The organism is Methylobacterium bullatum, from assembly GCF_014845095.1.
Lineage (GTDB): Bacteria > Pseudomonadota > Alphaproteobacteria > Rhizobiales > Beijerinckiaceae > Methylobacterium > Methylobacterium bullatum.
Window position 1 is genome coordinate 1 of the sequence record NZ_NKUG01000023.1, and the last position, 20,390, is coordinate 20,390.

Consider the following 20,390-nt stretch of genomic DNA (forward strand, 5'->3'; position numbering starts at 1 on the left):
GGGCGGAGCGGGCGAGGGGGTCGGCAGCGGCGCACCGACGACGGCATTGCGGATCACGGGTGTGAGTCGCAGGTCCGGCGGCGGCGTCTGCACGATGGAGCGGACCGGCCGCGTCGTCGCCACGCCGAAGCGGCGCGGCGGGATCGCGCGCAGGCGCAGGAGATCGGTGGGATTGCGGTTGTTGCCGGCGCTCGTGGCCGGACGCGCGACAGGCGCGAGGGAGCGCCGTCGGGCGGGGGTGCCGGCCGAACCGTCATCGGTCTGTGAGACAGCGCCCTCGCTCGGGGAGGCGGCGCCGGTGGACGCATCGCCGGAGGCACCGCTGCCGCGCAGGGTCGGGCCGCCCGTACTACCCGCACCCGTGGCCGAGGATGGATTCGTGCTGCCGAAGGTCGGTGTGGCGGGTCGCGGCGTCGGGCTCGACTGGGCCTCCGCCTGGCTTCCGGGCAGGGCGACGGCGGCCGTCAGGATCAGGCCGTGAAGCCCCCTCCTGCGCCATCCTGCGATCGGCCCTGCACGCATCACGGACGAGTGTCTCTCCGCGGGTCCCCGCCTCGAGCGGTGCGCGCGACAGGACCGCTGCCCGGGATGTTTCAGGGACGTCCCTTCGCGCATCCCGGACCGGCGCGACGGACGCGGCGGCCGAAGATCGTCCCGGGGGATCGCGCCCCCTCGGGACGCGGCCAGACCAATACGGGACGGCTCCTCGCCGACCCCATCGTGGTAAAAGAACAGGGTTAGCGTTGTCTTAAGACCGCATCGTCGAGTGGGTGGAAGCCACGCGGAGAGGCCGTCGCTAAGCGATTTCCGCCCCCCCCCGCGATGGTGGCGGCCGGCCTTCGCCCTGGCCGGACCTCACTGGAACGGCAGCGTAGGATCAGGCTGCGGCTAAGCCGGAACCACCCAACATGCCGGATACATCGGCGGGCACGCTGAATGGGTTTCGCGCTGCCTCATGCACGGCTTCGTCGACGGCTTCATCGATGCTGAAGGCGTCGGCATGGATCAGGATCAGCGCCAACATCCCGTCCACCAATGCCGACCGGCACTCGGCGGCCAAGCGGGGATCCGAAGCGGCCAGTTCCTCCACCGCAAGTGCGATGGGATGATCGGCTGGGGACGGAACGTCACGGCGGCTATGGAGCATCTCGATGAACGCCTTGAGCACTCGCTCGCCCGCCTGAAAATCGGACAATGCATGTGCCTGCCCGAGCAACAGGTTTCGGAGGCGATCCGGTACGCGATCATCCTTCAGCGCACGCTCGGTCACATCGAAACACCGATTCAAATCGGCGTTTGCTCGCTCCAGGGCACGTGCCTTTCGATGCGTGTCGTGAGTCGCGCGGATCAACTCACGCGCAACGAGAAGGGTGAGCGCCAAGATCGCGACGATAACGAAGGGCGTTCCCTGCATGCCGGTCACCATATTCGAGATGTATGACACAATCTATGCGTTGACAAACAGGAGGAGGCGCTAGGGCGGCGGAGGGGGCTGGTCCGGCGAACCGGCCGACGATGGAGGAATCCGCTTCGTGCGCGGCTTCTGTGCCGCGATGGGCGCGCCGCGTGATTTCGCCGTCAGTTCGAGGCTGGATTTCCTGGCCTGAAGGTCGATACGCGCCGTGGCGAAATTGCGGATGAGCCACAGGATGCAGAAGAGGCATCCCGCGCCGATGGCCCAGGCTGGATCGACATGGGCGATCAAGGCTCCAAATGTCGCCAGGATGATCACGGAAAAAACGAGCCCATCCGGTCCGAATTTCCCGAGCCCCTTGATGGCCTGAGCAAGTGCTTTTTCCATGCACGCAGATCGCGATGTTTCGAACGCCGCAACCTAAATCATTGGAGGGCTCGGGACGAGATGGATTCGTCCTGATCAAGTTACGTTGCCGTCCCGTGTCGAGAGCCGCCGGCCGATCACACGGGGGCGAGCAGCGGCCCGCTCAAGCGGTCCGACCAGGTCACCGACGATCCCGGTGCGGCGCGCTCCATGGCGTTCAATGCGTCGACGAGTTGGTCGGCCACGGCGAAGGCAAGCCCGACCTGCCGCAGTCCTTTCACCCATGCCGGTCGACCGGTTTTGGTGTCGAAGACCGTCCACCTGTCGAGGCTCCGGTCATCGGAACGAAGGTCGTAGGTGATGCGGCAATCGATGAACATCGGTGGTCCACATGGTGGTGGGCAAGATCGCAGCCCTGGATCACGGAACCCCTACCATCCCGTTCAATCCTGCCATCCCCCATATGGGGTATGACGACTGTCCCGCCGGCGGATCGGCGCCTCAGGCAGAAGCGGGCGGCGTCAGCCGAGGCGGTGATAGGCCTTGAACCAGCGCACGAAGGCCGGGATTCCGACTTCGATCGGCGTCGTCGGGACATAGCCGAGGTCGCGGGCGATGGCGCCGAGATCGGCGTAGGTCTCCCTCACGTCGCCGGGCTGCATCGGCTCGGACCGGCGGATCGCAGGGCGCCCGCAGGCCTCCTCCAGCACGTCGATCATGCGCAGGAGCGGCACGGACGTGTTGTTGCCGATGTTGTAGAGCCGGTGCGGCGCATGGCTGCCGCCGGCCTTCTCCGCGCCGTTATCGGGGGGCGGATTGTCGAGGCAGGCGAGGATCCCGCTGACGATGTCATCGATGTAAGTGAAATCCCGTCGCATCGCGCCGTCGTTGAACACGCGGATCGGCTCGCCCGCGAAGATGGCTTTGGCGAACAGCCACAGAGCCATGTCGGGCCGTCCCCATGGCCCGTAGACGGTGAAGAAGCGCAGTCCGGTCTGGGGCAGGCGATAGAGATGGGCGTAGGTTTCGCTCATCAACTCGTCCGCCTTCTTGGTGGCGGCATAGAGCGAGACCGGATGGTCAACGCGGTCCTCGACCCGGAAGGGCAGGGAGGTATTCCCGCCATAGACCGAGGAGGACGAGGCATAGGCGAGGTGCGCCACGCCCCGGTGGCGCGCGAATTCCAGGATGTTGAGGTGACCGACCACGTTGGCCTGAACGTAGGCGCGCGGGTTCTCGATGGAGTAGCGCACCCCGGCCTGCGCGCCGAGATGGACGATCCTGTCGATCCCATGCTCGTCCAGCCCCCTGTCCAGGGCCTCGTGATCGGAGAAGTCGATGGGCAGAAAGCGGAACGCGTCGCCCCGGCGCGTCGCGAGATCTTCGATCCGGTCCCGCTTGAGCGCGACGGAATAGTAATCGTTGAGATTGTCGATGCCGATGATCGTCTCGCCACGCGCGAGCAGGCGATCGGCCACATGGTAGCCGATGAAGCCCGCGGCTCCGGTCACGAGAATCGCCATTGTCGGGTCGAGGCCTCACCGTCGCCCGGACCGCCTGCCGACGAGGCCGGCGGCGATCCGGAAGGGTCCGTTCAGAGTCGCTCGTAGAGTTCCTTGAGGCGCCCGCGATAGATCTCGGGGCTGTATTTCGCCGCCTGGACCTTGCCCATTTCGGAGAGGCGCCCGCGCAGGTCCGCATCCGAATCCACCGCGCGGATCGCGTCGGCGATGTCGCGGGTGTCGTAGGGGTTGATCAGCAGGGCCGCGTCGCCGGCGACTTCCGGCGTCGAGCCCTCCTTGGAGGTGATGACAGGGGTGCCGAGCAGCATGGCCTCCAGCACGGGAAGGCCGAAACCTTCGTAGAGGGAGGGGAACACCACGCCCTTGGCACCGCGGATGAGGCTGACGAGGAGCGAGAACGGCGCGTAGTCGAACCGCCGGATGCGGTCGCGCTGGTAGGTCATGTTGTCGATCTGCTCGAGATACGAGTTCGTCGCCGGATTGATGAACTTGAACTCGATATCCGATTTCCAAGCCGCGCCGCCGACGATGACGAGTGGCGCCGAGACCTGGCTCGCGAGATAGGCCTCGACGAGGCGGCCGACGTTCTTCTTGGGCTCGATGGCGCCGAAGAACAGGAAGTAGCCCTTGTACGGCAGGCCGAAGGCGCCCTCGATCTCGCGGCGGACCACGTCCTCGGGCTTCTCGGAGAACTTCTTGGGGATTTCCACCGACTGGTAGGTGTTGGTGATCCGGTGCTCGGGGCAGCCGAGCAGGTTGATGATGTCGCGGCGCGAGGTCTCGGACACGGTGACGATGTGATCGGCATCCTTCACGATGCGCCGCATCAGGCGCAGGTAGCGCCGCTTGATGTCGCCGGTGGTGAAGGGCAGGCGCAGGGGCACGAGATCGTGCAGGGTGTAGATGTTCTTGGCGCCCGGAATCCGGATCGGCAGAGGATAGGTCCAGTGCATGATGTCGGGCGTGCGCAGACCGCTGACGCGCAGGGTGCGATTGTAGGTCTTGAAATAGGAGAGCGCGACGTCGAACAGGTTCACGCTGTTCCAGATCTGGTCGAAATACGGCATCCGCGATTCAAACGTCTTGCTGATGACGGTGCCGGTGATCGGCACCTTCACCGCCCGCCGCCCGAGCGGCGAGGTCATCTGGTCGCGCAGGTAGCGCAGGATCACCAGCCATTGCGGCGGGATACCCACCGCCGGATCGAAGAACGAAATCTCGCGAAGCAGCGGGTCGAGGCCCGGAGATGCGCGGGTCCCGTAGAGGACATCGGTCCGGTAGCCGAGCTCGTGCAGCTCGTAGCTCAGGTTGCGCGCGTAGGTGGCGACGCCGGTCCCCTTCTCCAGGCCGAGATTGTACCCATCCAACATCACACTTTTAGGCATTCCGGACTTCCTCGGATGGTTCTGCGATGGGGTCGTTGGCGATAGAAATGAAAGACTCGGACCACATGCGATTTCACGCGCCGGTGGCTCGGCCCCTCGTGCCGTCCGAACACCGTTCCTCCTCGGGCGCTGACGCCTCCAGGAGGACGGAGTTCGCCTCTTCTCGATCGCCGCGTGGCCTCGACGATGCGACTCGTCCCGTAGGACCGGGCGCCTAGAACTTCAGCGCCTTGAGCACCTTCGGCTCCACCGGCCAGGGGGTCGCCTCGAACTCGACCGCCTTCGGCAGCGGGAAGGCTTCGAACAATGCCTGGGGCGAGTAGGTCAGGGGCCGCCATGTGGCCTTGATCCAGTCGACGGCCTTGTCCCATTCGGGCTTGGCGCGCCGCTCCAGGCAGAAGGCGTTGAGGCGGGTCACACCGGCGCCGAGATAGAAATCCCGCACCCGGTGATCGACCCTCTCCTCATCGTCGTCGAGCTTGAGTTCACGGCCCTCGCCCTGGCCATAGGTGGCGAACCAGGCGCTGGGAATACCGTAGCATTCCGCGATCACGAGACCGTGGAGCGAGGTAGAGAGGATGTGCCGGCAGGACACGATCTCCTCGACCTTGGCGCGCAGGGACGATGCGTCGCGTTCGGTGATCGTGTTGATGATCCGGATATCGCCCTTGCGCTCGGGGGGGATGCCGTAGCGCGTCATCACGTCGAGGACGGTGGCGGCGGGATCCTGGGAGGCGAGCTCGGTCAGGTGGACGATAACGCCGATCTCATGGGTCTTCGCCACATGGTCCATGGGCCAGAACTTGGGCAGCAGGTAGACCGGGTCGCCGTAGATCTCCGGCACCGCGATGCCCTGCGCCCTCAGTACGGCGCCGGTCTTGGGGCCGCGCACGGCATGGACGTGGAACTCGGTTCCCGCCGGACGCTGATAGGGCGCCGGGTTCGGATTGCCCGGGCAGCGCTGGGCATCGAGACCGGTGCCCCACATATGCACCGTGCCCTTGCTGATGGCGTGGCCGATGGTTCCGACCGCGACGAGGCGCTCGGAATTGCTGTCGAAGCCCGCATGCCGCACGACGCGTCCGGAGATGGCGGCGACCATGACGGCGCTCAGCGCGTCACCGAAATTAGCGTAGGGAAACTTCGGCGAACTGGCCGCCCAGGCCAGGGGCACCGAGCCGGGCGGCAGGGTCGATTTAATGCGCTTCAGGAGAGCGACGGAGCTCTTTTTTTTTTCTAGCTTCGCCGCAGCATCTTCGCCAGCCGGCTCAGAGACAGTCTTTTCGGCCACAGCTCTCGCAGCGGCCTTGGGAGCGCCTTTGGGAGATTCGTCAGGAAATCGGGCGGCGGCCACCTTGGCTCCTCCCGGAAATTCCTTGCGGTCGAGCCGGTTCAACTCGCCGACATCGTGGCGGAGTTTCAGGTCGGTGAGCGCCTTGTGCTCCCAGATCGTCTCGCCGGGCGCGGCGGAGATGGGGCTCAGATCGACCGGGAAGGCGTTGATCAGGGCATCGCCATCGAAGGTCTTGGGCGACCAGCTCTTGTCGATGGCCTTCATGATCGCGGGCCAGTCGCTCGGCTTGGGCCGGGGCTGATTGTAGACGTCGATCTTCGGCAGGCCGAGGCCGGTATAGAGATCGACGATGCGCAGGTCGACGTCGCCACCGGGGGTGAGCTCCACCGATTGCAGCCCGTCCTTGCTCAGGCTCGGCGCGAAATACAGGCAGGGAATGCCGTAGGATTCCGCGATCACCATGCCGTGCAGGCTGGTGGAGACGATGCGCTCGCAGGACAGGATCTCGTCGATCTTCGACTGAAGCGCACCGACATGCAGTTCGGTGACGGTCGTGATGAGATGGATGTCGTCGGCGAGTTCGGCCGGAATCCGGAACCGCGCGATCTCCTTGCGCGGCACCGCCTCCATCTCTCGGTTGGCGAGTTCCGACAGGTGGAGGATGACGCCGAGCTTGTAGCGCTTCTTGACCGTCGGCTTGTAAAATCGAGGCAGCAGCCAGACCGGGTCGCCGTACGGAACGGCATGCGAGAGGGTCTTGGCCGAGAGGAGCGATTCCGAGACCGGGCCGCGGGTGGCGGTCACGGTGAAATGCGATTCCGGGGACGGGACGAAGGGCTTCTTCTCGGCTGCCGGAGCGGAAGGGTTGGCCCAGTTGGAGCAGCCCGTGCCCCAGAACCAGACCTCGCCGTTGGCGAAACCGTGGCCGATCGTACCGACGCAGGACAGGCGAGGCGCGAACGACTTCATCGGCGCCCTGCGGATCGGCTTGCCCGAGAGCAGCGCGATCATCACCGGGCTCAGAGCGTCGCCGAAGTTGAGATAGTTCATGTCCAGGGTCGAACCGGCCCAGGCCAGCGGAATCTCGCCTTTCTCACGCACGTACCGGGTGATGGATGTCGCCATAGATCACGTCCTTGGTTCTTGGATTCTCTAAAACGAAAACAATGATCGTATCGTAATGGTGTGATTCAAATCCGCCAGCATCGTCAGGACGCTCTCGTATTCGTCCCACCGCAACCAGGAATACGGGCTGCGCAAAAATGCCATCGCCGCTCGAGTGACTATATTTCCGGCAGTTCGGAGCGTTCGCCGACCCTGTCCTGTCGGCGGACGCCGAGGTCATCCTGCATTTGAGTGCCTGAATGCCAAGCCCGCCAATCCTCCCAAGTCATTGGTGCGCCTGATTAAGGCTGATTCCGCGGGGTGTCCAGGCCGAGAGGTCGCGGCATCGGCAAAACCGCGGGATGCCATCGGTCTCGCTCCGGCCGACGAAAGGCGGGGAGGGGACGAGTGCCATCACGACGTGGTCTGAGGGACGCGCTGCCGCGCCGCGTCCGACTGCGGCGCGACGCGGCGCGGCGGGGCGGGGCGCTTGGCGACAGAGGCGGCCTTGGCCTCGTCATCCACGCGCTGCAGGGCCGCCAGGATCTGCCGGCCGGTCTCCGTCCAGGTGGCGGGCCTATAATTCCTGTCGATCTCGCGCTCCTTCTCCCGGAGCGACTCGGGGTCGGTGGCGTAGGCCTTGATCTTGGCGACCCATTCGCTCGTCATATGGGGCAGAGCATAATCGACGAAATGCTGGCCGACCTCGGGCAGGGAGGTGGTTTTCGAGACGATGCCGAACTTGCCGAAGCTCAGGGCCTCGGCCACCGGCAGTCCCCACCCCTCGTAGCGGGACGGAAACACGAACATCTGACAGTTCTTGTAGAGCGTCCGCAGGGCCAGGTCGTCGACCTTGGCGAGAAAGTGGAGCTTCCGCGCGAGCGGAGTCCGCCTGACGATGGCGCGCAGCATCATGCGCTTCTTGCGCTTGCTGTGCCCGACGCAGACGAGGCTCGGGGCCGCCTCCTCGTTGCCCTTGAACGCCAGCGACCAGGCCTTGATGGCGACGCGGTGATTCTTGCGCGGGTGCACCGACGAAACGTAGAGGATGTAGGGTCCCTTGACCTTCAGCGGCTTCGGCGGGGTGTTGTCGCCGATCTGGGACACACCGAAATTGAGCGTCACGATCCGCCCACAATCGAACCCCTGATAGGCAATGAGCGCGTCCGCGGTGGCGCGGGACGGCGTGAAGATCACATCCGCCGTCTCGAGCACGAGGTCGATCCAGCGCTTGAACGTGGCATGGGCCGACCGGAACGTGAGCTCGGGCCGCTCGATCGGCAGCATGTCGTGGACGAGGACCGCCTTGCGACAGGAGATGTCGGCGGATTTCAGCGCGCTGACGATGCCGGCATAGTTCGAGCGCGACCAGCTCGCCCCGAGCATCACCAGCCACGGAGCCGACCGGGGCATGGAACTGTCGGCCGCCGCCGCCGGCTGGTTCTTGAAGATGCGGACATAGCTCAGTTCCTCCACCGCCTTGGCGACGAGGGAGCGGCCCTGGACGGTGTTGGTTCGGCCATACGCCTCGATCAGCTCCAGCATCGGAGCGCTGATGGGAGCGAGCCGCCGCTTGAAGGGCGTGATGCCGATCGGTGTGATGACGCAGTCGAGATCGTCCGCCTGGATCGCGCTGGTGATTTCGTAGACGACCCGTTGGATCCCCGTGATCGGAAGCCCTCTTTTGAAGAAGGACACCAGATCCGTGTAATCCATCAAGATGTTCGAAGCCGTCATGGAACCTGCATTTTGGTTCCGACGATGGACAGGCATCGCCGCATGACATGCATCCTTCTCTGACCGCCCCCGGAGTCAGCGATTCTCGCCATCGTTCGGAACGCCCCGCCTCTTTAAAAACGCAGTGGCCAAGTGCGTGCACGACGCGTCGAAACTATGACCTCATCCCACTGCCGGACGAGGCTACTTCATCGCACCAACCGCGCATAGCCGGTCAGGCCGAAGGCGGCCCCATCGATCTCGATGGCAGGCATCACGGCGGCAAGGGAAGTGCTGGGGAGAAGAGGTTCACCACCCTCATCCGGCGTCTCGTCCGGCACAGCCGGGGAACGGAGAAGGTATTTGGCTCCCCGAGTAGGACTCGAACCTACGACAAAGCGATTAACAGTCGCTTGCTCTACCAACTGAGCTATCGGGGACCACGGCGGGGTCTCTACACACGGCTTTGGCGGGACGCAAGGCCTCTTCGCATATTTGTCGGCTTTGTTTACGGCCTCGCCTCCGTTTGGCCTCCTGTCGCGGAATCCCCGTTGCGGACCCGGCCCGGGCTCTGTAAGAGACCCGTCACCCCGGATCGCCCGCCCGATCCGGAGGCGCCATTCCTTCCTCGATGGGATGTGGCCGAGGCCTCGTGGCGGAGTGGTTACGCAGAGGACTGCAAATCCTTGCACCCCGGTTCGATTCCGGGCGAGGCCTCCAAATCTTTCTCGATCCCCTATTTTGCAAGGGAGAGCTCCCGGTCCATGGCCGGGGCGCTTCATCCCGTCGGCTCGGTCCACCCGAACGAGCGCGTCATCGCCTTGCCCCAGGCGGCGTAGAGCCGGTTGCGCCGGCCCTCGTCCATACGCGGGTGCCAGCGATGGTCGACGCCCCAATTGGCCACGAGATCGCCGGTGCCGGCCCAGTATCCCGAGGCGAGCCCCGCCGCGTAGGCGGCGCCCAGCGCCGTGGTCTCCGTCACCTTCGGTCGCAGCACCGGCACGGCGAGGAGGTCCGCCTGGAACTGCATCAGGAGGTCGTTGCAGACCATGCCGCCATCGGCCCGCAGTTCCGGGATCGCAATTCCGGAATCCGTCTCCATCGCCTCGATGACCTCGCGGGTCTGGTAGGCGGTGGCCTCCAGGGCGGCACGGGCGATATGCCCCTTGTTGGCGTAGCGGGTGAGGCCGGCGATGATGCCGCGCGCGCTCTCCCGCCAATGCGGCGCGTAGAGGCCCGAGAAGGCCGGCACGAAGTACACGTCGCCATTGTCCTCCACGGTGCGGGCGAGGGGCTCGATCTCGGCGCTGTCCCGGATGAGGCCGAGATTGTCGCGCAGCCACTGGACCAGGGCGCCCGTGATGGCGATGGAGCCTTCCAGCGCATAGACCGGCGCCTCGTCGCCGAGCCGGTAGGCGAGGGTGGTGACGAGGCCGCAGGTGGAGGGCACCGGAGCCGTCCCGGTGTTCATCAGCACGAAGCAGCCGGTGCCGTAGGTGTTCTTGGCCTTGCCGGGCGAGAAGCAGGCCTGGCCGAACAGGGCCGCCTGCTGGTCACCGAGGATGCCGGCGATGGGCACCCCGGGGAGGGCGCCCCGCGTCTCGCCATAGACCATGCTCGAGGAGACGATCCTCGGCAGCATCGCCCGCGGGATGCCGAAGGCCGAAATCATGCCGGCATCCCAGTCGAGGGTGTCGAGGGCCATGAGCTGGGTGCGGCTGGCATTGGTCGCGTCGGTGATGTGGAGACCGCCCTGCGGGCCGCCGGTGAGGTTCCAGACGAGCCAGGTGTCGATGGTCCCGAACAGGACATCCCCGGCCTCGGCCGCCGCGCGGGCACCGGGCACCCGGTCGAGGAGCCAGGCGAGCTTGAGGCCGGAGAAATAGCTCGCCAAGGGTAGGCCGGTGAGCGCACGGAAACGGTCCTTGCCGCCGTGGCGGGCGAACTCGGCCACGAGCCCGTCCACCCGCGTGTCCTGCCAGACCAGGGCGTTGTGGAGCGGGCGCCCGCTGGCGCGATCCCAGATCAGGGTGGTCTCGCGCTGGTTGGTGATGCCGATGGAAACGAGATCGGACGGCTGCAGCCCCGCCGTCTCCAGGGCCTCGCGCATCACGGTCCGGGTGTTGCGCCAGATCTCGTTGGCGTCGTGCTCCACATGGCCGGGTCGGGGGTAGATCTGCTCGTGCTCGCGCTGGGCCTCCGCGATGATCGCGCCGCCGCGATCGAAGACGATGAAGCGCGTGCTGGTCGTGCCCTGATCGATCGCCCCGACATAACGCGACATGGCCGTCTCCCCCTAAGCAGGTTTCGCAGAAGTGACCCCCGGTTCTGCGATAAAAACCCGCGACACAGCAAAGAGCGAAGCGGGTTCGCGTCCCCGGTCAGGCCGCTTCGGCTTTGGCCTTGGCCTCCATATAGGCTTCGAGCCGCGCCCGTCCCTCGGGCGGCAGGTGCAGCCCGAGCTTCGAGCGGCGCCAGAGGATGTCCTGAGCGCTGCGCGCCCATTCCCGGTCGATCAGATACGCCACCTCGGCCTCGGTGAGCCCTTCCCCGAAATCCGCCCCGAGATCGGCGAGGGTCCGAGCCGTGCCGAGCAGGCCGTCCGTGCGCGTGCCGTAGGCCCGGGCGAGACGCCGTGCCATCGCGGGTGGCAGGAAGGGCCTGCGCGCCATGAGGTCGGCGAGGAACCCCTCGAAATCGGCACCCGGCATGTCGCCGCCCGGCAGAACCGCATCGCCGGTCCAGGCGGGCTTCATCCCGGGGCGATAGGGGGCGAGCTTGGCCAACGCGTGTTCGGCGAGGCGCCGGTAGGTGGTGATCTTGCCGCCGAAGACCGAGAGCACGGGCAGGCGGCCATCCCGGTCGGAGACGTCGAGGACGTAGTCGCGGGTGACCGCGGAGGCCTTCGCGGCGGCATCGTCGAAGAGCGGGCGCACGCCCGAGAAGCTCCAGACCACGTCGCAGGGATGGATCCGAGCCCGGAGCGACCGGTTGATGCAGTCGCAGAGATAGAGGGTCTCGTCCTCGGAGATGCGGACCGGCCCCGGTTCGCCGGAATGGGGCACGTCGGTGGTGCCGATGAGGGTGAAAGCGCCCTCGTAGGGGATCGCGAAGACGATGCGCCCGTCCGGCTGCTGCAGGATATAGGCGTGATCGCCCTCGTAGAGCTTGCGGACGACGATGTGGCTGCCCTTCACCAGCCTGACCGCCGTCCGGCTGGCAAGGCCGAGCGTGTGCCCAAGGGTCTCGCTCACCCAGGGACCGGCCGCGTTGACGATCATCCCCGCATGCACGGCCTCGCTGCGGCCAGTCCCCATGTGGCGGATCGTGGCGACCCAGGATGTCCCGTCGCGACGGGCCGCTTCGACGGTGGTGCGAGTCCGGATCTGGGCCCCGCGCTCGCGCGCATCCATGGCGTTGAGCACCACGAGGCGGCTGTCCTCGACCCAGCAATCCGAATAGGCGAAGCCCCGCGTCAGACGCGGCTGCAGCGGCAGGCCGAAATCCGAGCCTGGGAGAGTCACCGAGGCGGAGCCGGGAAGGGCGCGCAGGCGGGCGAGATGGTCGTAGAGGAACAGTCCGAGCCGCAGCATCCAGGCGGGGCGCAGGCCCTCGTCATGCGGCAGGACGAAGCGCAACGGCCAGATGATGTGGGGCGCCAGCCGCAGCAGGCGTCCGCGCTCGGCCAGAGCCTCCCGCACCAGCCGGAACTCGTAATGTTCGAGGTAGCGCAGGCCGCCATGGATGAGCTTGGTGGAGGAGGACGAGGTGAATTCGGCCAGATCCCCGCGCTCGCAGAGCATCACCCGAAGGCCGCGCCCCGCCGCATCGCGCGCGATGCCCGCGCCGTTGATGCCGCCGCCGATGACGAGGAGATCGTAATCGCTCGCGTCCAAGCCGTGACCTCTCTCTCCCCATCCTCGAAGCCCTCCCGATAATTGAGGGGGGACAGGTCGAGCCGGCGCGGCCGCCTCCGTCAGGGTTGCCCGCGCCGAAGATCGCGGGATCGGGGATATCGGCGACCGGCCCGGATCGAGACGACACGAGAAGTCATCGGACCTCAAGATGTTTTCACTAATACCGGCCGACGATGAGGAAACCTCATCGTCGGCCGCCCGCGCGACTGCGCTGCGGCGGGCGTCCGCCGAACGTGCTGAGAACGACCATCGGTCGGGATCAGCGCCGCTCGATATAAGGGCTAAAACGGCATATCCGTTTCGACAAGCCGGCCTTCCGGCACGATCCTCCCCATTCGACCGGCAGCCGACCGGCCGCCATGCGTCCGGCCCATAGGGAACCCGCTCGAGGCACGGAGCATGCGCGGGTCGACTGCCCCGCACGTCCATCAGGCCTCGATCTCGCACGCCTCCACGGGCCGCATCTCCACGGGGTACGGGCGACGCAGGCCCGAAAGTGCGGACCGCTTGCCGCTCCGACGTGACAGGCCCCCCGTGACTCCGGCCAAACGCAGCTCCGGGATTCCTTCCCTTCGAGCGATCGCCCTGTTTGGCTTCATTCGGGTGGTTGACCGGACAGGAACAGTGCCTTATGCGAACAACCTCGTTCGGAAGCGCTCACGAAGCTTCCGGCCAAGCTCGGAGAACGGCGGCAAAAACGTCGTGTCTTTCACGGGTTCGTTGGGGGATAGTTTAACGGTAGAACAGTGGACTCTGACTCCTCTAGTCGAGGTTCGAATCCTCGTCCCCCAGCCACTGTCACATCTAAGCCTTTCAGATCATTGAGCTCCTCGCGCAGTCGCCCTGCGGTGTGAGCCTGTTGCTACACACCGCTGCTACACAAGGCACCCAGCCAGGTGCCGAAGGAGCGGAGTGGCACCGATCGCGAATGTTGTCCTGCGTGGACGTGTCCGTCGTCAGATGATTTGGGACATTCGGCGGTATCCAGGAGCGGAGGCTCTGGTCCATCTGGGGTAATGAGGTCAGGCGGCCTGCGCGTGGTGGCGCAAGCGGCGATCCATCAGGGTCTGGTGCTTGGTGCGTTCCCGCTCGGCCAGGATCCCTTCGCCGCGTCCGAAGTAGACGTCAGCGGGCGTGAGGTTGCTCAGGCTCTCATGGGCTCGGGCATGGTTGTCACGTTCGACGAAATCGGCAACCTGCGTCTCCAGCTCGCCTCGCAGGTAGGCGTGTTCGAGCAGGATGCGGTTCTTGAGCGTCTGATGCCAACGCTGGATCCTGCCCTGCGTTCGAGGATGGCATGGCGCACCGCGGATGTGGGTCATGCCCCGAATGCCGAGCCAGTCGGTCAGGTCGCTGGCGACGTAGCTCGGCCCGTTATCGGAGAGCAGGCGTGGCCGCTGCATCACCCGCGCCTGATCGAGCCCAGCCGCACCCAGCGCCAGGTCGAGCGTGGCGGTGACGTCGCTGGCCTGCATCGTCGTGCACAGTGATCCTCCCCCGCTTTCGCGGACACGGGGGTTAGCTCGCATTCCGTTCGGCCTGCTCGGAGGTGATGTAGCCGAGAGCCGAATGGATGCGCTGTCGATTGTAGTAGCCCTCAATGTAGGCGAACAAGTCGCGTCGAGCCTCGTCCCGGGTCGCACATCGTTGTTGGTGGACGAGTTCGAGCTTGAGGGTGTGTAAGAAGCTCTCCATGGGAGCGTTGTCGTAACAGCAGCCCGTCCGGCTCATGGAGGGCGTCGCCTTCATGTCGGCGAGCTGTTTGCGATAGGCTTCGGCGGCGTATTGGCTGCCGCGATCCGAGTGGCAGATGAGGCCAGCCCCCGGTCGTTGCCGTTGGGTGGCCATCATCAGAGCCGCCGACGTCAATTCGGTCCGCATGTTCTCGCGCATGGACCAGCCGACGATCTTGCGGGTTGCGAGATCGAGGACGGCGGCCAGGTAAAGCCAGCCCTCTCCGGTCGGCAGATAGGTGATATCTGCCAGCCAGACCGTATTGGGCAGCGCGGCCGATAACTGCTGCTTCAGGAGGTTCGGTGCGATCGGCAGGTCATGACGGCTGTCGGTCGTGCAGGGCCGGAACTGACGTCCTGCCAGAGCCCTGATGCCGTGACGGCGCATCAGGCGTTCCACCCGCCCGCGACTGGCCGTTCGGCCCTCTGCCCGCAGAGCGGCATGCACGCGAGGCGCGCCGTAGCGCCTGAGATGCCCGGCATGGATACGCTGGACGTCGGCCAAGAGCTGACGGTTCGACGCCGACCGGGCACTCTCGGGGCGTGATCGCCAGCCGTAATAGCCGCTCGGGGAGACTTCGAGCACGCGGCACATGAGACGCACCGGCCAGGTGCCCGCATGCTGCGCGATGAAAGCGAACGTCACTTGGGCATCTCCGCGAAGATGCCGATCGCTTTTTCTAGGACGTCGCGCTCCATGCGCGTCCGGTCGAGTTCACGCCGCAGACGGGCGATCTCGGCCGCCTGATCGGATGGCGATGACACCGGGCTCATCGGCGCGGTTCCTGGGAATCCCGCTGGCCGCGGTGGCGGGCAGCCGCCCGTCAGCGCCGTGCGCCATTGCCTCAGCATCGACGGTTGGATCCCAAGTTCCGCGGCGATCTGCATCTGTGGTCGGCCACTGCTCTCCAGCAGCGCCACCGCCTCGCGTTTGAACTCCGGGGTGACACCGAAAGGTGCAGCGAAGCAAACTCGCGTCTCGTCTTGGCCATCAAACACCTTCCCCGCCCGCGAGAAGCGTATCAGAGGTGTCCGCGAAACCGGGGGAGGATCACTGTCCCACAGGTGCTGACGGCGGAAAGGGAGCGACCGCGCCGCCGCCCGCGCCGCCAGCCGGCAGGGATCGGCCTCGCCCCCCGCACCTTCGACCATCTCGATGCACAGGACATCGAGATCGCCGAGTTCGTGGATGGCCGGCGCCCCTCGACCCACCGCGACTTTGCCGACGCCGCCCTGCGGACCGAGGCGATGGACGTCTATCGCCGCTTCCATGCGGCGCCGCTGCTGCCGCTCACCAAGACCGTGTTCGACATGATCGCCGAGCACGACCGGCAGGTGGCGGAACTTCGGGCGCCCGTGCCGCCCGACCACGCGTGGCTGTCCCACCAGGCTCGCCTGGCACAGGCGGCGCTCGAAGCCTCCGGTCTCGATCTCGTACCCTGCTTCAACGATCCGATGCCGGGCAACTTCCTCGTCGGCGAGGACGGCTCCATCCTGCTCATCGACTTCGAATACGCGTCCAACAACGACCGTCTCTACGACTTCGCGATCTGGAGCGGAGAGATGTTCTCCTCCGAAAGTGTCGATCGCGAGCTGATCGAGGCGTATTTCGGGCGCTACGACGAGGCCTCGTTCGCTCGCCGGATGGTCCACAAGGCGCTCGCCGATGTGAAATGGTGGACTTGGGCGATGGTGCAGCACACGATCTCCAGCCTCGACTTCGACTTCTACAAGTACGGTATCTGGAAGCACATGCGTGCCCGTTCGATCATGAACGATCCATGCTGGCCGGCCTTCCCGAAGGCGCTCTGATCGAAAGGCTCCGTCTCCGCGCCGAACGAAGCGCCCGTTTCGAGCCCTGTTGCTCGATCCCGCCACCTTCGACAAGGAGATGGGCTGCACGTCCGCCAACGGTGCAGTCTCGGTCATCCCCCTTCTACAGGACGACGTGTTTCGTCACCGGCCTGCACCCTTCGTCACCCTCATCCACGGAACTCGATCAGAACTTGGATATCCTCCCCCTCCCTGCGGGTCGGGTAGGTGCGAAGAGCACGAAAGGACCATCCCGCCGAGACGGCACCGGTCGCGAGCGCGAACCATGCCAGGTGCCGCGGGCAGAACAGGCGCCCTCCGGAGCAATGGCCCAGGGCGAGATCCGCCCCCTCATGCGGGCAGGCCCGTTCCGCGGCGAAGATCCCGTCGCCGTCCTGCACGAGGACGAGATGACGGCCCGCCACGAAGACCGGGATGATCGCATTGCCGGCGAGCGCCTCGATACGGCAGACGTGAACCCAGCGCCCGCTGTCAGCCGCCGAGATAGGCTTGGCGCACATGAGGATCCGCGATCAACGTCGAGCCTGTTCCCGCCAGCACGATCCGGCCGGTCTCCAAGAGGTAGGCGTAGTCGCAGAGTTCCAGGGCCGCGAAGGCGTTCTGCTCCACGAGGAGGACCGTGGTGCCGGTGTCGCAGATCGCCCGGATGACGGCGAACATGCGCTCGACGATGTTGGGGGCAAGGCCCAGGGAGGGCTCGTCGAACAGGACGAGCCGGGGACGGGACATCAGCGCGCGGCCGATCGCCAGCATCTGCTGCTCGCCCCCCGAAAGGGTGCCGGCGGCTTGGTGCTTGCGCTCGGCGAGGCGCGGGAACTCGCCGTAGATGCGCGCGAGATCGGCGGACACCCCGGCCGGATCGCGCCGCAGGTAGGCGCCCATGGCGAGGTTCTCCGCGACGCTCATTTGCGGAAAGACCCGCCGCCCCTCCGGGCAATGGGCGATGCCCTGGGCCAGCACCTTGCGCGGGTCGGTGCCGGTGATGTCCCGGCCGGCGAAGTGGATGCTGCCCGAGCGCGCCGGAATGAGCCCCGACACCGCCCGGAGCGTCGTCGACTTGCCGGCGCCGTTGGCCCCCACCAGGGCCACGAGCTGCCCTTCGTCCACCTTGAGCGAGAGCCCCTTCAGGGCCGTTACCGCGCCGTAGCCGCAGACGAGATCCCGGATCTCAAGCATCGTTCGTCTCCCTGGCGGCCTGTGCGGCTTCGCGGGCGGCACTGCCCTGGCCGAGATAGGCTTCGATCACGGTCGGATCGGATCGGATCGCCGCCGGCGGCCCCTCGGCGATGAGGCGGCCGTAATTCAGCACCACGATCCGGTCGGAGACCTCCATGACCATCGGCATGTCATGCTCGACGAGGAGGACGGTGACGCCGCGCTCGCGGATCGAGCGGATCAGGCGCACGAAGACCTGGGTCTCGGAGGCGTTCATGCCGGAAACCGGTTCGTCGAGGAGCAGCATGGCGGGCTCCGTGGCCAGCGCCAGCGCGACCCCGACGAGGCGCTGCTCGCCATAGGCCAGCGACCCGGCCTTGTCCTGGGACCGGCCGGAGAGCCCGACCCAGTCGAGGAGTTCACGGGCCCGGTCTCGCAGAGCCGCCTCACCGGCGCGGTCCCGCCCGAGCAGCGTGTCGACCAGCCGCGTGCGGCCCCGCCGATGCAGGCCGATCATCACGTTGTCGAACACGGTGTCGTCGGGGAACACGCTGGTACGCTGAAACGTCCGACTTAGGCCGAGACGGACGATCTCGTGGGGCTGCAACCCCTGGAGGCCGGTGCCGCGGAACCGGACCTGACCCTGGCTGGGCTTCAGGAAGCCCGTCATCACGTTGAAGGCCGTCGTCTTGCCGGCCCCGTTCGGGCCGATCAGGCTGACGATCTCGCCGGGATGGACGTCGAAATGCAGGTCGGCGATGGCGACGAGGCCGCCGAAGCGCACGCCGACATGGTCCACCGACAGGATGGGAGCGCGGATCTCGCTCATGGCCTGACCTCCACGGGAACGCGGGCGGGTTCCGAAGCGCGGCGGCGCGTGGCGAGGCGAGCGAGGCCCGGCACGATGCCCCGGGGCATGACGAACTGGATCACGATCAGCACGAGGCCGAACACCATCCACTGCGCCTCAGGGACCATGACCGGACGCAGGGCGACGGGGAGCAGGCCGAAGATCAGGCCGCCGACGACGGGGCCGAGCAGCGTGCCCTTGCCGCCGCCCACCACCATGATGACCATGGTCACCGTGGTGGAGAACAGGAACACGTCGGGGTCGATGATGCGCAGGTAATGGGCGTAGAGACTGCCGGCTGCCCCCGCCATTGCCGCCGAGATCACCGCCGCGAGGGTCAGGGTCCGGGTGGCGTTGATGCCGACCGAGAGGGCCAGGGACTCGTTCTCCTTCAGGCCCCGCATGGCCCGGCCGAAGCGCGATCGGACGAGGAGGGAGATGAGGGCGTAGCAGAGCGTGCCGACCACGAGGACGAGATAGTAATTCTGCATCTTCGTCCGCAGGGTGACGGAGCCGAGGCCGGGCAAGCCGAGGCTGAAGGGCGGGATGCCCGTCAGCGCCAGGGGGCCTTGGGTCAGCTCCACCCAGTTGAGGGCGACGAGGCGCACCACCTCGGCGAAGGAGATCGTCACGATGACGAAATAGGCACCCCGCACCCGGAAGGAGAGGCGACCGACGAGGTAGCCGCAGCCGGCCGTCGCCAGCACGGCGAGGCCGAAGCCCACCACAGGCGGCCAGGGCTCGTGTACGATGCGAAGGCCCCAGAGCAGCTCTACGTCGAAGCCGAGGCTCGTGAGGGCGCTGACGTAGGCACCGATGCCGAAGAAGGCGATGTGCCCAAGGCTGAGCTGCCCGGTGAAGCCGAGCAACAGGTTCAGGCTCATGGCAGCGATGGTGACGATGCCCGTCGTAATCAGCGCGTTGAGCAGGTAGGGGTCGTGGCCCAGCGCGAAGGGCAGGGCGGCCAGCGCCGCCAGGAGGGCGAGAGCGGGGAGGTGCCGGGTCATCCGATGCGCTCCGCCTTGGCGAAGAGGCCCGTCGGCTTGAAGATCAGCACCGCGATGATGATCAGGAAGCCCATGGCGTCCCGGTAGCCCGACGAGATGTAGCCGGCGCCCAGTTCCTCGGCGAGCGCCAGGATGAAGCCGCCGATGGCCGCCCCGGTGATGTTGCCGAGCCCGCCGAGAATCACGATGGCGAAGGCCTTCAGTTCGGCCATGCCGCCCATCTGCGGGAACACCACGTAAACCGGCCCGAGGAGTGCGCCCGCCGCCGCCGCGAGGCTGGAGCCGATGGCGAAGGTCGCGGTGTAGATGAGCCGTACGTTGACCCCCATCAGCGAGGCGGTGTCGTGGTCCTGGAAGGTGGCCCGCATGGCCAGCCCGAGGCGGGTCCGGTTGATGAGCCAGTAGGTCAGCCCGATCAGCGCGAGGGCCGCGCCCAGCACGAACAGCCGCAACCACGACACCGAGACGGGTCCGAGTTGAAGGGGCGCATCCGGGAAAGGGGTCGGGATCGATTTGGCGACACCGCCGAACAGCCAGAGCGTGCCCGATTGCAGGACGATGCCGGCCCCGATCATCACCAGCATGGTCGTGTCCATGTCCGCGCCGCGCAACGGCCGCAGCAGCACGAGGTCGAGGATTGCGCCGAGCAGGAGGCCGCCGAGGATCGCGGTCGGCAGGGCGGCGAAGAAGCCGAGCCCGAGGGCCGTGACGGCGAGGTACATGACGTAGGCGCCCACCGTGTAGAGCGCCCCGTGGGTGAAGTTCACCACGTTCATGATCCCGAAGATCAGGGTCAGCCCGATGCCGAGCAGGGCATAGGTGCCCCCCAGGACCAAGGTGTTGAGGAGGTGCTGCAGGAATTCGGTCATCGAGGCCTCGCCTGTAAGCAGGTGATACGATCGTCGGCTGAGCGTCAGTGCAGGGTCAGCAAGCTTGGCGCGGATCCCTGTCCGTCAGCGTGACGGCAATTGCGCGGGATGGGCGGCCCTCCTCCCCAGCGGATCTCGGGCCTGCCCGAGATCCGTCGAGCTTGTGGGGAGGAGTTGGAGGTGGGGGTGGTTGAGCGACCCTCAGCTTGCGGGGGCTAGCGGAG

At 66.4% G+C, this 20,390-nt stretch carries 15 protein-coding genes, 3 tRNA genes and 3 pseudogenes; 3 read left to right on the forward strand and 18 right to left on the reverse strand.

The window, feature by feature from the left end; all coding sequences use genetic code 11:
* From MBTS_RS03145 to MBTS_RS03185, 9 genes and pseudogenes are all read right to left on the reverse strand, one after another.
* A pseudogene (locus MBTS_RS03145) lies at nucleotides 1-522 on the reverse strand (outer membrane beta-barrel protein); the annotation flags it as partial.
* A 355-nt stretch (nucleotides 523-877) separates the two neighbouring features.
* Entirely contained in the window at nucleotides 878-1,414 is a 537-nt protein-coding gene (locus tag MBTS_RS03150) for a hypothetical protein (RefSeq protein ID WP_147832672.1), read from the reverse strand.
* Between the two features lie 60 nt (nucleotides 1,415-1,474).
* Nucleotides 1,475-1,801 (reverse strand): hypothetical protein, encoded by a 327-nt coding sequence (locus MBTS_RS03155; RefSeq protein WP_018043850.1) that lies wholly within the window; start codon nucleotides 1,799-1,801, stop codon nucleotides 1,475-1,477.
* A 116-nt stretch (nucleotides 1,802-1,917) separates the two neighbouring features.
* On the reverse strand, nucleotides 1,918-2,160 hold the full coding sequence (locus tag MBTS_RS03160; protein ID WP_056141980.1) for a hypothetical protein: 243 nt from the start codon (nucleotides 2,158-2,160) through the stop codon (nucleotides 1,918-1,920).
* Between the two features lie 141 nt (nucleotides 2,161-2,301).
* Nucleotides 2,302-3,303 (reverse strand): NAD-dependent epimerase/dehydratase family protein, encoded by a 1,002-nt coding sequence (locus MBTS_RS03165; protein WP_147832673.1) that lies wholly within the window; start codon nucleotides 3,301-3,303, stop codon nucleotides 2,302-2,304.
* Nucleotides 3,304-3,374: 71 nt separating this feature from the next.
* Nucleotides 3,375-4,688, reverse strand: coding sequence for a glycosyltransferase (locus tag MBTS_RS03170; RefSeq protein ID WP_238254165.1), 1,314 nt, complete (start codon nucleotides 4,686-4,688; stop codon nucleotides 3,375-3,377).
* Nucleotides 4,689-4,902: 214 nt separating this feature from the next.
* Nucleotides 4,903-7,107, reverse strand: coding sequence for a polysaccharide pyruvyl transferase family protein (locus tag MBTS_RS03175; protein WP_056141971.1), 2,205 nt, complete (start codon nucleotides 7,105-7,107; stop codon nucleotides 4,903-4,905).
* A 393-nt stretch (nucleotides 7,108-7,500) separates the two neighbouring features.
* Nucleotides 7,501-8,802 (reverse strand): glycosyltransferase family 4 protein, encoded by a 1,302-nt coding sequence (locus MBTS_RS03180; RefSeq protein ID WP_238254163.1) that lies wholly within the window; start codon nucleotides 8,800-8,802, stop codon nucleotides 7,501-7,503.
* Nucleotides 8,803-9,166: 364 nt separating this feature from the next.
* A tRNA-Asn gene (locus MBTS_RS03185) sits at nucleotides 9,167-9,242 on the reverse strand.
* Nucleotides 9,243-9,448: 206 nt separating this feature from the next.
* Here MBTS_RS03185 and MBTS_RS03190 point away from each other — a divergent pair.
* A tRNA-Cys gene (locus MBTS_RS03190) sits at nucleotides 9,449-9,522 on the forward strand.
* Between the two features lie 58 nt (nucleotides 9,523-9,580).
* Here MBTS_RS03190 and glpK read toward each other — a convergent pair.
* Together glpK and glpD are read right to left on the reverse strand one after the other, a co-directional pair.
* Nucleotides 9,581-11,086, reverse strand: coding sequence for a glycerol kinase GlpK (gene glpK, locus MBTS_RS03195; protein ID WP_192215064.1), 1,506 nt, complete (start codon nucleotides 11,084-11,086; stop codon nucleotides 9,581-9,583).
* 97 nt (nucleotides 11,087-11,183) lie between these two features.
* A complete protein-coding gene (glpD, locus tag MBTS_RS03200; protein WP_192215065.1) occupies nucleotides 11,184-12,698 on the reverse strand; it encodes a glycerol-3-phosphate dehydrogenase in 1,515 nt (504 codons plus the stop codon).
* Nucleotides 12,699-13,440: 742 nt separating this feature from the next.
* Here glpD and MBTS_RS03205 point away from each other — a divergent pair.
* Nucleotides 13,441-13,514 (forward strand) — tRNA-Gln (locus MBTS_RS03205).
* Between the two features lie 227 nt (nucleotides 13,515-13,741).
* Here MBTS_RS03205 and MBTS_RS03210 read toward each other — a convergent pair.
* Both MBTS_RS03210 and MBTS_RS03215 read right to left on the reverse strand, forming a co-directional pair.
* Nucleotides 13,742-14,206 (reverse strand): annotated as a pseudogene (locus MBTS_RS03210) (integrase core domain-containing protein); the annotation flags it as partial.
* Nucleotides 14,207-14,237: 31 nt separating this feature from the next.
* Nucleotides 14,238-15,444: pseudogene (locus MBTS_RS03215) on the reverse strand (IS3 family transposase).
* Nucleotides 15,445-15,517: 73 nt separating this feature from the next.
* Between MBTS_RS03215 and MBTS_RS03220 the strand changes: the two are divergent.
* Nucleotides 15,518-16,264 carry a phosphotransferase family protein gene (locus MBTS_RS03220; protein WP_238254161.1) on the forward strand — a complete coding sequence of 249 codons (747 nt, stop codon included), beginning with the start codon at nucleotides 15,518-15,520 and terminating at the stop codon, nucleotides 16,262-16,264.
* 170 nt (nucleotides 16,265-16,434) lie between these two features.
* Here MBTS_RS03220 and MBTS_RS03225 read toward each other — a convergent pair whose 3' ends face one another.
* The 5 genes from MBTS_RS03225 to MBTS_RS03245 are packed head-to-tail and all read right to left on the reverse strand — an operon-like array spanning nucleotide 16,435 to nucleotide 20,166.
* The gene (locus tag MBTS_RS03225) at nucleotides 16,435-16,785 is read right to left on the reverse strand and encodes a Rieske (2Fe-2S) protein (RefSeq protein WP_056141955.1); all 351 of its coding nucleotides are present in this window, start codon (nucleotides 16,783-16,785) and stop codon (nucleotides 16,435-16,437) included.
* Nucleotides 16,757-17,461: an ABC transporter ATP-binding protein gene (locus tag MBTS_RS03230; protein WP_018042461.1), complete on the reverse strand. Its 705-nt coding sequence runs from the start codon at nucleotides 17,459-17,461 to the stop codon at nucleotides 16,757-16,759. Before MBTS_RS03230 ends, MBTS_RS03225 begins: the two co-directional genes overlap by 29 nt.
* A complete protein-coding gene (locus MBTS_RS03235) occupies nucleotides 17,454-18,269 on the reverse strand; it encodes an ABC transporter ATP-binding protein (protein WP_187273441.1) in 816 nt (271 codons plus the stop codon). The genes MBTS_RS03230 and MBTS_RS03235 overlap by 8 nt, the downstream gene beginning before the upstream one ends.
* A complete protein-coding gene (locus tag MBTS_RS03240; protein WP_192215066.1) occupies nucleotides 18,266-19,297 on the reverse strand; it encodes a branched-chain amino acid ABC transporter permease in 1,032 nt (343 codons plus the stop codon). Before MBTS_RS03240 ends, MBTS_RS03235 begins: the two co-directional genes overlap by 4 nt.
* Complete coding sequence (locus MBTS_RS03245; RefSeq protein ID WP_056141947.1) at nucleotides 19,294-20,166, reverse strand: branched-chain amino acid ABC transporter permease; 873 nt, start codon at nucleotides 20,164-20,166, stop codon at nucleotides 19,294-19,296. The genes MBTS_RS03240 and MBTS_RS03245 overlap by 4 nt, the downstream gene beginning before the upstream one ends.
* Nucleotides 20,167-20,390 lie beyond the last annotated feature (224 nt).

Excerpts from the sequence above, each read along its gene's own strand:
- MBTS_RS03235 (WP_187273441.1), bottom strand. The coding sequence starts at position 18,269 with ATGAGCGAGATCCGCGCTCCCATCCTGTCGGTGGACCATGTCGGCGTG.
- MBTS_RS03225 (WP_056141955.1), bottom strand. The coding sequence starts at position 16,785 with ATGTGCGCCAAGCCTATCTCGGCGGCTGACAGCGGGCGCTGGGTTCAC.
- MBTS_RS03175 (WP_056141971.1), bottom strand. The coding sequence starts at position 7,107 with ATGGCGACATCCATCACCCGGTACGTGCGTGAGAAAGGCGAGATTCCG.
- MBTS_RS03230 (WP_018042461.1), bottom strand. The coding sequence starts at position 17,461 with ATGCTTGAGATCCGGGATCTCGTCTGCGGCTACGGCGCGGTAACGGCC.
- MBTS_RS03160 (WP_056141980.1), bottom strand. The coding sequence starts at position 2,160 with ATGTTCATCGATTGCCGCATCACCTACGACCTTCGTTCCGATGACCGG.
- glpK (WP_192215064.1), bottom strand. The coding sequence starts at position 11,086 with ATGTCGCGTTATGTCGGGGCGATCGATCAGGGCACGACCAGCACGCGC.
- MBTS_RS03165 (WP_147832673.1), bottom strand. The coding sequence starts at position 3,303 with ATGGCGATTCTCGTGACCGGAGCCGCGGGCTTCATCGGCTACCATGTG.
- MBTS_RS03155 (WP_018043850.1), bottom strand. The coding sequence starts at position 1,801 with ATGGAAAAAGCACTTGCTCAGGCCATCAAGGGGCTCGGGAAATTCGGA.
- MBTS_RS03170 (WP_238254165.1), bottom strand. The coding sequence starts at position 4,688 with ATGCCTAAAAGTGTGATGTTGGATGGGTACAATCTCGGCCTGGAGAAG.
- MBTS_RS03240 (WP_192215066.1), bottom strand. The coding sequence starts at position 19,297 with ATGACCCGGCACCTCCCCGCTCTCGCCCTCCTGGCGGCGCTGGCCGCC.
- MBTS_RS03245 (WP_056141947.1), bottom strand. The coding sequence starts at position 20,166 with ATGACCGAATTCCTGCAGCACCTCCTCAACACCTTGGTCCTGGGGGGC.
- MBTS_RS03180 (WP_238254163.1), bottom strand. The coding sequence starts at position 8,802 with ATGGATTACACGGATCTGGTGTCCTTCTTCAAAAGAGGGCTTCCGATC.
- MBTS_RS03150 (WP_147832672.1), bottom strand. The coding sequence starts at position 1,414 with ATGCAGGGAACGCCCTTCGTTATCGTCGCGATCTTGGCGCTCACCCTT.